This is a genomic window from Rhodococcus globerulus NBRC 14531 (genome assembly GCF_001894805.1).
Lineage (GTDB): Bacteria > Actinomycetota > Actinomycetes > Mycobacteriales > Mycobacteriaceae > Rhodococcus_F > Rhodococcus_F globerula.
On the sequence record NZ_BCWX01000004.1, the window covers coordinates 354,396 to 367,379 of the forward strand.

Annotated in this window: 12 protein-coding genes; 8 read left to right on the forward strand and 4 right to left on the reverse strand. The window is 60.5% G+C overall.

Features of this window, described 5'->3' with window-relative positions:
- The first annotated feature begins 335 nt into the window (after nucleotides 1-335).
- Nucleotides 336-767, forward strand: coding sequence for a MarR family winged helix-turn-helix transcriptional regulator (locus RG2_RS22290; RefSeq protein ID WP_033233651.1), 432 nt, complete (start codon nucleotides 336-338; stop codon nucleotides 765-767).
- A 129-nt stretch (nucleotides 768-896) separates the two neighbouring features.
- Nucleotides 897-2,426, forward strand: coding sequence for an MFS transporter (locus RG2_RS22295; RefSeq protein ID WP_051730448.1), 1,530 nt, complete (start codon nucleotides 897-899; stop codon nucleotides 2,424-2,426).
- Here RG2_RS22295 and RG2_RS22300 read toward each other — a convergent pair.
- From RG2_RS22300 to RG2_RS22310, 3 genes are all read right to left on the reverse strand, one after another.
- Entirely contained in the window at nucleotides 2,410-3,048 is a 639-nt protein-coding gene (locus RG2_RS22300) for a YdcF family protein (protein WP_033233652.1), read from the reverse strand. The two genes, RG2_RS22295 and RG2_RS22300, sit on opposite strands and share 17 nt — an antisense overlap.
- A gap of 108 nt (nucleotides 3,049-3,156) precedes the next feature.
- The gene (locus RG2_RS22305) at nucleotides 3,157-4,404 is read right to left on the reverse strand and encodes a hypothetical protein (protein WP_051730420.1); all 1,248 of its coding nucleotides are present in this window, start codon (nucleotides 4,402-4,404) and stop codon (nucleotides 3,157-3,159) included.
- The gene (locus RG2_RS22310) at nucleotides 4,405-5,733 is read right to left on the reverse strand and encodes a lipase family protein (RefSeq protein ID WP_033233654.1); all 1,329 of its coding nucleotides are present in this window, start codon (nucleotides 5,731-5,733) and stop codon (nucleotides 4,405-4,407) included.
- A 155-nt stretch (nucleotides 5,734-5,888) separates the two neighbouring features.
- Between RG2_RS22310 and RG2_RS22315 the strand changes: the two genes are divergently transcribed.
- Genes RG2_RS22315 through RG2_RS22325 form a run of 3 tightly spaced genes read left to right on the forward strand, consistent with a single transcriptional unit; the run spans nucleotide 5,889 to nucleotide 9,338 of the window.
- On the forward strand, nucleotides 5,889-6,635 hold the full coding sequence (locus RG2_RS22315; protein ID WP_033233655.1) for a succinate dehydrogenase cytochrome b subunit: 747 nt from the start codon (nucleotides 5,889-5,891) through the stop codon (nucleotides 6,633-6,635).
- 4 nt (nucleotides 6,636-6,639) lie between these two features.
- Complete coding sequence (locus RG2_RS22320; protein ID WP_033233656.1) at nucleotides 6,640-8,592, forward strand: fumarate reductase/succinate dehydrogenase flavoprotein subunit; 1,953 nt, start codon at nucleotides 6,640-6,642, stop codon at nucleotides 8,590-8,592.
- On the forward strand, nucleotides 8,589-9,338 hold the full coding sequence (locus RG2_RS22325) for a succinate dehydrogenase/fumarate reductase iron-sulfur subunit (protein WP_033233657.1): 750 nt from the start codon (nucleotides 8,589-8,591) through the stop codon (nucleotides 9,336-9,338). Before RG2_RS22320 ends, RG2_RS22325 begins: the two co-directional genes overlap by 4 nt.
- Here the strand turns inward: RG2_RS22325 and RG2_RS22330 are convergent, their stop codons facing one another.
- The gene (locus tag RG2_RS22330; RefSeq protein ID WP_033233866.1) at nucleotides 9,339-10,799 is read right to left on the reverse strand and encodes an anion permease; all 1,461 of its coding nucleotides are present in this window, start codon (nucleotides 10,797-10,799) and stop codon (nucleotides 9,339-9,341) included. It abuts the gene before it with no gap.
- Between the two features lie 144 nt (nucleotides 10,800-10,943).
- On the opposite strand from RG2_RS22330, the gene RG2_RS22335 reads away from it, so the two are divergent.
- Genes RG2_RS22335 through RG2_RS22345 form a run of 3 tightly spaced genes read left to right on the forward strand, consistent with a single transcriptional unit; the run spans nucleotide 10,944 to nucleotide 12,976 of the window.
- On the forward strand, nucleotides 10,944-11,297 hold the full coding sequence (locus tag RG2_RS22335; RefSeq protein ID WP_033233658.1) for a VOC family protein: 354 nt from the start codon (nucleotides 10,944-10,946) through the stop codon (nucleotides 11,295-11,297).
- 48 nt (nucleotides 11,298-11,345) lie between these two features.
- Nucleotides 11,346-12,395, forward strand: a complete 1,050-nt coding sequence (locus tag RG2_RS22340; protein ID WP_033233659.1) for a saccharopine dehydrogenase family protein — start codon at nucleotides 11,346-11,348, stop codon at nucleotides 12,393-12,395.
- Nucleotides 12,392-12,976, forward strand: a complete 585-nt coding sequence (locus tag RG2_RS22345) for a TetR family transcriptional regulator (protein WP_033233660.1) — start codon at nucleotides 12,392-12,394, stop codon at nucleotides 12,974-12,976. Before RG2_RS22340 ends, RG2_RS22345 begins: the two co-directional genes overlap by 4 nt.
- Nucleotides 12,977-12,984: the final 8 nt, after the last annotated feature.

A 12,984-nucleotide genomic window follows, 5' to 3' on the forward strand; every position in this document is an offset into this window, starting at 1 on the left:
GACGGAGCCTCGAACATACGAGGGCAAATCTCTCGCTTCCCCCAGGGTGGCCCACACTTGCCTGATTTCCGCGAAAATTCGGCCATAGCGTGCAGCATAGCCATAACGGACGGTCCGACCAACACGCTACGCTTGCAATATCGCCTGGTCAGGCAACTATCCAGCTACGGACCGTCCCGAATCAGACAATAGATCAGTCACCGCATCAAACCGTTAGGAGATTCTCAGGGCAATGACTAATTTGCATTCGGGTGACAATGAATCCGGAACTCGCATCCCGCACTCCTTCTGGTTGGATGAACACCGGAAGTCGACGCACCTAAGGGGTAGCAACAGTGGTTTCAGATCCCATCTCGGGCCTGCAGATGGAACTCGCCGATATGTGGCAGCGCGGGCGCGCTCGCGCCCGTAAGTACGCGCGGGCCATCCACCCCAAACTCGATCCGGCGCTCTACTCCGTCCTGGTTCTTCTGAACCGTTCGAATGCGGTTCCGATGTCGGATCTCATTGCTGCGCTCGATATCGAGAAGTCGACATTGACCAGACAAATCGATTCGGCCGAGCGCCTCGGACTGGTACAGCGGATCCCCGATCCCGATGACGCCCGGGCAAAGTTGGTTGCCCTGACACCCGAGGCCCGGGAACGTGTGACCACCGTCCAGAATCGTCAGGCCGACGAGTGGCGCGCACGATTGGCGACGTGGGATCCCGAGGACGTCATCGCGCTGACGTCGCTTCTGCATCGACTGGGCAGCATGGAAAACTAATCGCAAAACCGTTGCGTTCTACAACCAACTTAGCCTAATGTTGCATGTGTCAACTAACTAAGTGGGGTCGCCGTGGTCACGCATGAAGAAGTCGGATCGATCCGCCTGCAGGAGGCCCCCGCCGCTCCGATGTCGCACCGGCAGAAGATCGAGGCGCTTGTCGGACTTCTCCTCGGAATGTTCGTGGCCTTCCTATCCTCGACCATTGTCTCGAATGCCCTGCCGACCATCATCACCGAACTACACGGAACCCAAGATCAGTACACCTGGGTCGTGACGGCAACTCTTCTGGCTTCCACAGCCACAACGCCCATCTGGGGCAAGTTCTCGGATCTCGTGAGCAAAAAACTGCTGGTTCAACTCTCCATCCTGATCTTCACCATCGGATCCATCCTGGCCGGACTCGCACAATCCGTCGGCATATTGATCGCCTTCCGAGTTGTGCAGGGCCTGGGACTCGGTGGCTTGCAGGCACTGGTCATCATCGTGATCGCAGCCATGTTCAGTCCTCGCGAACGTGGCCGATACCAAGGTCCGATCGCAGCCGTCATGTCGATTGCCACCATCGCCGGTCCACTCATCGGCGGCGTCATCGTAGATACCAGTTGGCTAGGGTGGCGCTGGACCTTCTTCGTCTGCGTCCCGTTGGCAGTGATCGCACTGATAGTCGTGCAGCGCACCCTCAATCTTCCCGTGGTACGCAGAAAGGTCAAGATCGACTACGCCGGTGCGACTCTCATCGCCGGCGGCGTAAGCACACTCCTCATCTGGGTGACTTTGGCGGGCAAGAACTTCGAGTGGTCCTCCGGTATGTCGTTCTTCCTGTGCGGTCTCGGAATCGTGCTTATCGCCGCGGCAGTCTGGGTCGAGAGCGTGGTGGAGGAACCCATCATTCCCCTGCGGCTTTTCCGTGACCGCACCACCTCGCTCGCGACCTTCGCCAGCATCACCGTCGGTGTTGCCATCTTCGGCGGCGCGGTATTCCTCGGACAGTACTTTCAGATCGCACGCGGTTACTCACCCACTGTCGCAGGGCTTCTGACACTTCCGATGGTGATCGGATCCACCCTGTCGTCCAGTATCTCCGGCTCACTCATCACCAAGTTCGGTCGATGGAAGATCTTCCTCGTTGCCGGCGCGAGCACGATGACACTCGGATTCTTCCTGCTCGCCACCATCGACCACGCCACCTCAGTCGTCTGGATCGGCGTGTTTTTGTTCATCGCAGGCACCGGCATGGGCATGGTGATGCAAAATCTTGTTCTCGCAGTGCAGAATACGGTCGATGCGAGCGATCTCGGAGCGGCCAGTTCAACCATCACATTCTTCCGCTCGCTCGGCGGGGCAGCCGGAGTCTCGATCCTCGGCGCCGTTCTGTCGACACACGTGGCACATCTGACTGCTCAGGGCTTGAGCGCAATCGGCGTCGACGCAACGGGAGGCGCCGGGCTGTCCAATCTCAATGAACTGCCCGACGCCCTTGCCGACGTCGTCCGCATCGCGTACGGCGACGCCACCGCACGCCTGTTTCTGATTGCAGGAATTCTGGGGCTGCTCAGCCTTGTTGCCGTTGCCTTCATCAAGGAACGTGCTCTGCGCACCCAGAGCGGTGACGAGCAACTGCTGGCCGAAGCAGAGTTGATCAAGTCGCAGCAATAACGCCGGCGACAAGCATTCTGCCTGCCACCGCAACCCTGAAGTCGATCATCGCCCGCTCGACATGGTTGGCGCTCGACACCACGACAACGCCGGTTGCTCCGCGGTCGGCCAAGATCTGCGAGGTGAACTGCGCGTTCTGCACTGTCGAACCCGATCGGCCTTCCTCGGTTATGCGGCCCGGGTGAACGCCATTGGCCACCAGCCAATCCCGCATAGCCCTGGCTTCGGTGACACCCGACTTGGGCGCACCGCCGCTGGTGATGATCGGCGCGGCTGGATACCTCTGCGCGAGGTACAAGGCAGCTTGCAGACGGTCGACCAACATATCTCGCATGGTGCCGTCGTCGAATAGCCCAGCGCCGAGCACAACGATGTTGGTTCCGACCGGATTCAGATCGAGGAGAAGCGGCGACCGCCTGGTCAACGTCTCTGCGCCCGTGCAGAACACGATCAATTCACGAATGGTGGTTTGACACCCACCAACTGTGGACAGAACGCCGTTGACCAGGGTAACGGGCGTGACATCAGCGCTGGCTGTTGCCGGCGAGAGTCCTACTCCTGCTACCGCAACCAACGAGGCTGCAACAATTCCTCTCAACACCGATTTACGCACAGTGACCATCAAATTGGACCCCCTGAAATGTCGGATGTCCGGTCACGGTAACGAGAATTTTGTCTTATTTACCCGTTTTGGCAGGATTGTTATTCAGGAAAGATCCTGGATCAACCGTCAGTTCCAGTCGATCTTGACCGCCGAGAGCATCGAACGGAGCAGGTCCGGCAGCTGCGCGATCATGCCCTGACCCGCAATCCGTTGAGATACCGGGGCGGCCAACGTCTCGCGCCACAGGACCGGTTGATCGTTCATGAGATCGCGGTAGACGGGAAGCAATTGGTTGGTGATGTATATCCAGCGCCCGTCTCGATCCGCCCAGTTGAAGTCCGGCAACGGAGTCGCGATTCTTGCTGCGCCAACCTGGAACTCGAGCGAATCGGACTCACGCGGTGGGATTACACCCGGCATCGACGGCGACGCGGCAAACGTGGTCAAGTACGTCAGAGCCCGACCGACGCTTCCGCGATAGTTCTTTGCCTCGTCCCATTGATCGCCGACGGATTGGTACTGCTCACGCCGAAGCAGTCGCACATTACCGTCGAACACCGCTTCCGGATTACCGGATGCAATGTTGCGCCAGGCAATTCGCGCATTTTCGTCGAGCAGGCCGGCCCGGTCCAGTTCGCCTATCCCGTCCGCCCCGTTGTGTATCCACGCCATATGCATGGGGATCAGGTCCGAGAAGATGTGTTTGCTCATGGCAATTACCTTGCCCTGGAACCACATCACATCCTCAGGTCGAATTTCGTGCCCCACCTGGAGCAACGCCTGGAGGTCTTCGGGCGCTGCCATCGATTGCGCGATGGGTGTGCCGACACGGTCGAGTTCGCGCCACACCACGGCCATAGCGTCGCTGATCGCTCGGATGTTCAGCACGACCCGCCCGAAATCCACGTCGAGTAGTCCCGCTGCAAAAGCCGGACCAACCATCCCACCCATTCCAGCCCACTGTAATTCACTGTGCTCGAGTTGGAGGCGCTCGTAGAACGCAAAGGTATTGGTCAGGTTGCCGAGATTTGCGTGAACACCGTCGAACGGAGTCCAGGAGGCAAGGTCGATTCCCGCGGATTCCGTTCCGACTGCAAGCCAATACTGCTTCAGCAATACCTGATACCGCCGCGGATCCACCCCTGCCGATCTGGCCTCGTCGAGCAGGACACGAAGTTTCGCGGAATCGGAGGGCAGAGTCGGATGAAGCCCACCTGCGGCTTCGGCATCGGCGTTGACCGCGGTGAGATCGAGGTACCGATCCACCTCGCGCGCCGAAGCAGTTGTTCCTACCGCCATCGCGCTGCCAAGTGCAACCGAGCCCACCATAACAGTGCGGGCAAAATCTCTGCGCGTCAAAGACTTTCGGATCATCTACTTACTCTCTGCTTCATCGAATTCCGCAGCCAGCCAGGCGACGTCCTGCATCCCGAGCTGATCGGTAACCGTCTTGTACAGGTTGGTGACATAGTCGAGAGGCCCACACTGCGAAGGAATCAGATCGACGTCACCACCGTCGGCACGATACGTGTCCGCCAATTCCTGTGCCTCACTGAAGGGCACGAGAAAATCGTCTTCACAGGACGAGATAAGCAACTTCGACTTCGGTGCCTGCTTGCCCAAGGTGTTGTCCTCGTAGGCGGCCGCCAGCGCCGGAATGGTTCGGGGTGCTGGGTTGGTCAACAGAACATCGAACGGAACGAACGGAAGCGCCAAATACAGTGCTTGACAAGATGTCCGAAAAGCCGCAGCAACGTCGCGGCCGACCGGAGTGAAGTGATCGTCCAGCTTGATCTCCGGATACCCGGCATCAAATCCGAGGACGGACGAGAAGACAAACCCGGAACCGATGCCGCCGGCTGCAGTTGCCTCGAACGTTGCCGGATCGATCATCATCGCCTGGATCGCACTGGCCGTCACGTTCAGCTCTGGCGCGTAGGTATGGGCCTGCTCCGCCGCAAAGCCCGCCGCGACACCGCCACCGGCAACTCCGTAGATGCCAACCGGTGTATCGGATGCCAATCCGGCCTCGGGAAGCGCCAGCGCTGCTCGTACACCGTCGAGGGTGGCCTTGCCCGAGAACTGACCGACGGAGAACGGGTGCGGCGAGGTATCCCCGTCGTTTCCGACATCGCTCATCATGACGGCCCAACCGCGTCCGAACATCTCCGCAACGGGTCCGAGTGCCGAGAACATGGCCGGGTCGCTCTGATTTCCACCGGTCCACTGGTGACTGGGAGCGCAGTTGGCCCCGAGGCTGTCGTTCGCCTCGGCATAACCGATGATCTTGCGATCAGCGGGAGCGGTGCCGTCCTCGGGAATCATCAGGATTCCGGTGCTGATCACCCGACGTCCGAAATGATCGGTTGTCGTGTACATGAGTTGGTAGGCGCTGACCGCGTCCGGTCGCACCTGATAGACCTGCACGCTCACTGGGCGGGCTTTGAGTAGGAGTCCCGGCGCTGTGTCGCCACTGAGTTCTGGTTCGTCGAACCACGGATCATCCGACGAGAGTCCCAGTGGAGTGAACTCCCCCGAGATCTCACCACCCTGGAGAGCTCGCACAACCAGCGGATTGAAGACCTCGGACAGGTCGACGGCTTCCTGCGCCCCGGCCGGTGACCCCGCCGCGATCAGGGCAGCTGCCAGGACAGATGCAGCGCCGACGCACACTGCTCGTCGTCGTGACGTCGAGTTCACCATCGCCCACGCTTCCTTACTTCCGAGTAATATTGTCCGTTACATAACCATTGACCGGCACGAACCGACAAGTCGCACTGCGTTCCCCTGCCCAATTGCACAATCACGCCTAGGCTGACGGCACCTATCCGGCACGTCTGGCTTGGGAGGTTTTACGAGTGAGTGTTCCGACCCGCGTACCGCACGCCGGTGCCGATTCAACACGGTCACGCCCACGCCCGTCGAACGTCACGTGCAAGATTCTGATGGCAGTGACGGGGCTGATCTTTGCGGCATTCGTGGTCGTCCACATGATCGGCAATCTGAAGGTGTACACCGGCGCCGAACACTTCGACGACTATGCACACTGGCTACGAACCGTCTTCGAACCGTTCCTTCCCTACGAAGGATTGCTCTGGATTCTCCGCATCGTTCTACTGGTCTCGCTGATCGCCCATGTGTGGTGCGCGTGGCTTCTCACCCTTCGCGCGCGCAGAGCCCGAGGACCGTTCCGCCGCAAAGGGTTAGGACTTTCGTCGTTCACCGCCCGGACAATGCCGGTGACCGGAGCAGTTCTCCTGCTGTTCATCGTCTTTCACATCCTCGACCTCACAACCGGCACCCGCCCGATCGGCAGTACCGAATACGAAGCGGCCACCCGATCGCAGAGTTACGCCTACGACAATCTCGTTGCCAGCTTCGAACGCCCCGCTGTCGCTGCCTTCTACATACTCGCGATGGCCCTGCTCGCCATGCATCTGGCCCACGGATTATGGAGTGCCGTCAATGATCTCGGTGTGACCGGTCAGCGGTTCCGCCAAGTTGCGGTCGCACTCGCCGGCATCATCGCACTTGTTGTCATGGTGGGAAACATGTCGATCCCCATCGCCGTTCTCACCGGACTCGTCTCGAAAACAGGAGCGTGATCAGATGAGCAGCTTCGACGCCGACGACCTGCGAACCATCGGTACCCCGATTGACGGTAACGTACCGCCGGGAGATCCGTCGAGGGCCTGGCCGAACCGCAAACTCGACTACAAACTCGTCAGCCCACTCAATCGCCGCAAGTTCACGGTCATCGTTGTCGGTACCGGACTCGCCGGCGCGGCCTGTGCCGCATCGCTCGGCGAATTGGGTTACCACGTCGAGTCGTTCACGTTCCACGATGCACCGAGACGCGCACATAGCGTCGCCGCTCAAGGCGGCATCAACGCAGCCCGCGCCCGCAAGGTCGACAACGACAGCCTCGATCGATTTGTCAAGGACACCGTGAAGGGCGGCGACTTCCGTGGACGCGAGGCGGACTGCTTCCGGCTAGCCGAGGAATCCGTGCGGGTGATCGACCATATGAATGCCATCGGCGCTCCGTTTGCACGCGAATACGGCGGCACGTTGGCCACCCGATCGTTTGGTGGCGTCCAGGTTTCGCGCACGTACTACACGCGTGGGCAGACGGGCCAGCAGTTGCAGATAGCGTCGTCGCAGGCACTGCAACGACAAATCGCTGCCGGCACCGTGAACCTCCATACCCGCACCGAGATGCTCGATCTCATCGTCGCAGACGGACGCGCCCAGGGAATTGTGACGCGCGACCTCGTGACCGGCGAAATCAGGTCCACCACAGGACATGCGGTTGTCCTGGCGTCGGGCGGCTACGGCACGGTCTTCCACAAATCGACTCTTGCCAAGAACTCCAACGCCACTGCCGCGTGGCGAGCGCACCGGCGCGGCGCATTGATGGCGTCTCCGTCCTTCATTCAGTTCCATCCCACCGCACTTCCCGTCAATTCCGAGTGGCAGTCCAAGACCATCCTGATGAGCGAGTCGCTCCGCAACGACGGCCGCATCTGGGTACCAGCACAACCGGGAGACAGTCGCGAACCCGGAGACATCCCCGATAGCGAGCGCGACTACTACCTCGAACGCAAGTACCCCGCCTTCGGCAATCTCTCACCCCGCGATGTTTCCTCGCGTGCCGCCCGCGAGCAGATCGATACCGGTCATGGCGTCGGCCCACTGAAAAACAGTGTGTACCTGGATTTTCGAGATGCGCTCGCGCGATTGGGTCGAAAGACCATCGAAGAGCGGTACGGAAACCTCTTCTCGATGTATCGCGATGCCACCAGTGAGGATCCCTATACAGTGCCGATGCGTATTGCACCGGGCGCGCATTTCACCATGGGTGGCCTCTGGAACGACTACGACCAGATGACGTCGATCCCAGGCCTGTTTGTCGGTGGCGAAGCCGGCTGGGGGTACCACGGAGCAAACAGGCTCGGCGCCAATTCCCTGCTCTCCGCCTGCGTCGACGGGTGGTTCACCCTTCCCTATGCAATTCCGAACTACCTTGCACCCCTGCTCGGTACTCCCGAACTCAGCCTCGACGACGAGGCGGTGGTGTCGACGCTCAACGACGTACGAGGACGAGTCGAACTCCTGTTGTCTGTAGGTGGCAAGCACGGCCCCGACAGATTCCATCGCCGACTCGGCGAGATCCTGTATGCGGGTTGCGGAGTCACCCGTTCGGCAGAAGGGTTGACAAAGGCCATTACGGAGATCCGGGAACTGCGCGGCGAATTCTGGTCGGACCTGCGGGTTGTGGGAACCGGAAACCAGTTCAACCAGGAACTCGAACGGGCTGGGCGGGTTTCTGATTTTCTCGAACTCGCCGAACTGATGTGCGTCGACGCGCTCGACCGGGACGAATCATGCGGAGCACATTTTCGTGCCGAGCACCAGACGTCGGATGGTGAAGCACTACGCGACGACGATCGCTGGTGCTTTGTCTCGGCCTGGGAAACCGCCAAGGACGGTCGGCACATCCGTCACGACGAACCGTTGTCCTTCACCGCTGTTCCGCTGCAAACGAGGAACTACGCATGAAAATCACTGTGGACGTGTGGCGCCAGAATGGACCTGAATCTTCCGGCGCCTTCGATACTTATCAGGTTGACGACGCGAGCGTCGAGATGTCGCTGCTCGAACTTCTCGATCGACTCAATGATCAACTCGTCGAAGAGGGCAAGAGCCCCATCGCGTTCGATTCCGATTGCCGCGAAGGTATTTGCGGTTCGTGCGGTATCACCGTCAACAACACCCCGCACGGGCCGGTGGCCAACACGCCGACGTGCCGCCAGCATCTTCGTAGTTTCTCGGACGGTGATCGAATTGTTTTGGAGCCGTTCCGTTCTGCGGCGTTTCCGGTGGTACGGGATCTGGTGGTCGACCGGTCGGCTATGGATCGCGTTCTCGAGGCCGGTGGCTATGTTTCCGTCAACGCCGGCACGGCACCTGACGCCGACAGTCAACCGCTCTCCCATCAGAATGCCGAAGCCGCGCTGGACTTTGCGGCCTGCATCGGATGCGGCGCCTGTGTTGCCGCGTGCCCCAACGGAGCGGCCCATCTGTTCACGGGTTCCAAACTCACCCATCTGTCGCTGGTAACGCAGGGTCGCAACGAAAGAGGCAAGCGCGCCCGCGCGATGTCCGATCAGATGGAAGCCGACTTCGGGCCGTGCTCGACCTACGGCGAATGCGCAAAGGTGTGTCCAGCCGAGATCCCGTTGACGGCAATCGCCGCCGTCAACAAGGAATCCATGCGGTTCAGCTTGCGCCGCAAGGACAACTGATCACCAGGCACCGATCACTTTCATCCACGCGCCACCGATGATCGTCCAGATGAGGATGAGCACAACGCTCATGACAAACCCGATTCGGAACCACTCGGAGGTCTTGATGTACCCGGAGCCGTAGACAACTCCGGCGGGTCCGGACGCGTAGTGCGAGATACCGCCGAACAGGCTGCCGATGAATCCGAACACCAAGGCCGAGAACAGTGGTGGAGCGCCCGTGGCAACCGCTGCGCCGAGGAACACGGCGTACATCGCGACGATCTGCGCCGTGTTGGAAGCAAACAGGTAGTGCGCGTAGAAGTAGACCAGTGTGAGAATCGCGAATGCCCAGATCCACGGCAGCCCGTCGACACTGGACGAGACCTGGCCGCCGATCCACGCGATCACGCCCAACTCTTCGAGATGACCTGCCATACCCACCAATACAGCGAAGAAGACCAGCGTCTGCCATGCGCCTTTATCCGTCACCAGGTTGTTCCAGCTGAGCACCTTCGTGACAAGGAGGATCGCGATGCCGACAAACGCCGTGGTGGTGGCGTTGACGTTGAGTTGTGTACCCAGGCACCAGAGCACAAGCAGCAGAATGAACGTTGCGGCCATGATCTTCTCGTCGCGGCTCACGGGACCGGCCTTGCGTAGCTCGTCCCTGGCCTGCTCCGGAGCTTGGGGGGTTTTCAGCATGGTCGGCGGGAAGATCTTGGACATCACCCACGGGATCGCGATCAAGCTGGCAATTCCCGGCACCGAAGCCGCCAATGCCCATTTACCCCAAGATATCTCGATACCTAGCTTGGCGGCCGCGTCGACGGCTACCGGATTACCGGCCATGGCGGTGATGAACATGGCCGAGGTGACCACGTTGACCTGAAGTGAGGTGAGCAGCAGATACGCGCCGAGCTTCTTCCGGGATTCCTCCGGTTCCGGATTGGAATCCTCGAGTTTGCTCAGCGAGACGATGATCGGATACACCACGCCGCCCGCTCTCGCGGTATTCGACGGTGTTGCCGGCGCAAGAATCAGATCGGTCAGCGCCATCCCGTAAGACAGTCCAAGACTTGACTTTCCGAGTTTCGTGACGAACATCAACGCGATCCGTTTGCCCAGACCGGTGACCAGAAAACCTTCGGCAATGAAGAACGAGGCCACAATCAGCCAGATCGTGGTGTTACTGAAGCCGGCCAGCGCCTCCGAAGGCGTCTCCGTCTGTGTGATCATCGCAATCGACAAGCCGACGAGGGCAACTGATCCGGTGGGCAGCGGTTGCAGGATCAACGCGACGATCGTGCCGACGAAGATGCCGAGCATCTGCATACCTTTGGGATCGACACCATCCGGCACAGGCAGGAAGAAGATGATCAAACCGAGGATCACGGGCACCGCAGCGGGGTAGTACCGCTTCATCATCGACGGCTCGGGTTCAACTACAACATCGGTGTGCTCGGATTTGGCCTCGGACATTTGCATCTCCTCGACTTGTCGCCTGACGGTGATTGTCCCCCACTTGCCCGAATTTCGTGCGGTCAATCGCCACAACACCTCTCGACATGTCCCGGCGCGCAGGCAATTATCGAAGTTACCTATTGTCGACGACCGGGAGACCGCATGCGCTCACAACGAATCACGACCAACCTCAAAGTTCCCGATGTAGAGACGGCAAAGAGTTTCTACGCCGACTTCCTCGGCCTGAGCACCGAGGAGTTCAACATGGGTTGGGTGGCACGCTTCGCGTCTCCCGACTCCGATGCGCATGTACAACTCGTCACGCATGATGCGACCTCCCCTGAGGACTCGGTCATCTCCGTCCACACCGACGACGTCGACGGCGCGTACGACGAAGCCCGGAAACTCGGATACGAGATCGTGCACCCACTGACAACCGAAGTGTGGGGTGTGCGCCGGTTCCTGGTCCGGGCCCCGGACGGCAACGTGGTCAACATCGTGGCTCATCGGGACTGACACCGGGACCGTTCGACGTTTTAGGTCATTTGACCTAGAGTTGGCTGCATGACCGACACACTGCGCCACGACCCAGACGGCGCCATCCTCGTAGCTGGTGGATACGGAACCGTCGGCAGCGCGCTGACCGCCCTGCTTGCACCTGACTTTTTGCTACTCCTGACCGGACGTACCCCCGAGAAGGGCGCCGAGTTGGCCCGCCGGCACGGAGCTTCGGTCCGCCGCTGGGACCTCACCGATCCGACGCCTTTCGACGCCTCGGCACGTGCGGTCGTGTCGACCGTCAACGATCCACACGATCGTGTGTTGACTGCCGCGGTCCAAGCGGGAATACCGTACGTGGACATCACCCGCTGGACTACGAGGGTAGCCCGCGCAGCCACGTTGGCAAGCCAGATGTCGCCCACCGCACCGGTTTACCTGTCGTCCGGCTGGATGGGCGGTGTCACCAACATCGTTGCCGCCGCGCTCGCGGAAGAGCTCGGCGGCGCCGAGCTGATCGACGTCTCGATTCGCTACGACGTCAACGACATTGCCGGCCTCGACTCCGTCGAGTTCATGGACCGTCTCGGTCAGGACTTCGAGGTTATGCAGAACGGAAACCCGATCACCGTCAGCCCCTTGACGGATACCCGCTGGGTGGATTTCCCGGGATCGCGCACCAAAGTCGGAAGGATCGACACTCCCGAGCAATTCACGTTTCCCATGACCCTGAACGTCGACACTGCAAGCACTCGAATCGGTTTCAGCTCGAATGCTTCCACGACAGCACTGCTTGCCGCCAAGAAGGTCGGTCTGTTTCGGTGGGGACGCGGAGAACGCTTCACCTCGCTACGACGCGGCTTGCTGTACTCACCCGGCACAGGCGGTAGCGCTCAGGTACGAGTCGACGTCACCGGTGCCAACGGTGCTACAAGCGCAACAATTGTCGATCCGCAAGGCCAGGCGCATCTCACAGCAGTAGGCGGTGCACTCGCAGTGCGGCACGTCCTGAGCGACGACGCACGTCCCGGAGTTGCTTTCCCCGAATCAGTTCCGAATCCGGGCCACGCTATCTCCGAGCTAGAGAATCTCGGCGTGGCAGTATTGCGGACATGACCCCGACCAAGGGCGCCATTCGCGCGGCAGCACTACTCGACGCTGCAGAACAGGTACTGACGACGCAGGGCAACGCAAACGCGGCCATGCGAGATTTTGCCGCCGCGGCCGGTGTGCGGGTGGGGCACCTGCAGCACTACTACCCCACCCGTGCCGACCTGATCCGCGCCGTCATGGCGCGCGCGTTGACCCGTTCGCTCGACCGGCTGGCCGCCGTGACGGACACACAGCAGACCGTGTCCCGCGAGGAATCCGAGCAGTTCGTCAGAATCCTGCTCGGCGAACAGGACGATCCTGCCACTGTTCGGCTGTACGTCGAGGTGTGGGCGTTATCCGCCGCCGACGAAGAAGTCTCCGTTGTGGTCCGAGATTTCTACGCGCAGTACATCGCGCACGTGGAGCGGGTTGTCGTGTGCACACAACCAGATCTTGATGCGGCGGGGCGAACAGCAACGGCGCAGACGATTGTCAGCCTGCTCGAAGGTTCTGCGGTTCTCCGCTCGGGAATCGCGGGCCGCAAGTCCGAGGATTCGGACCGGGCACTGGTGAGCACGCTGCAGTACCTGATTCACGGGTCCTGACGCGGACG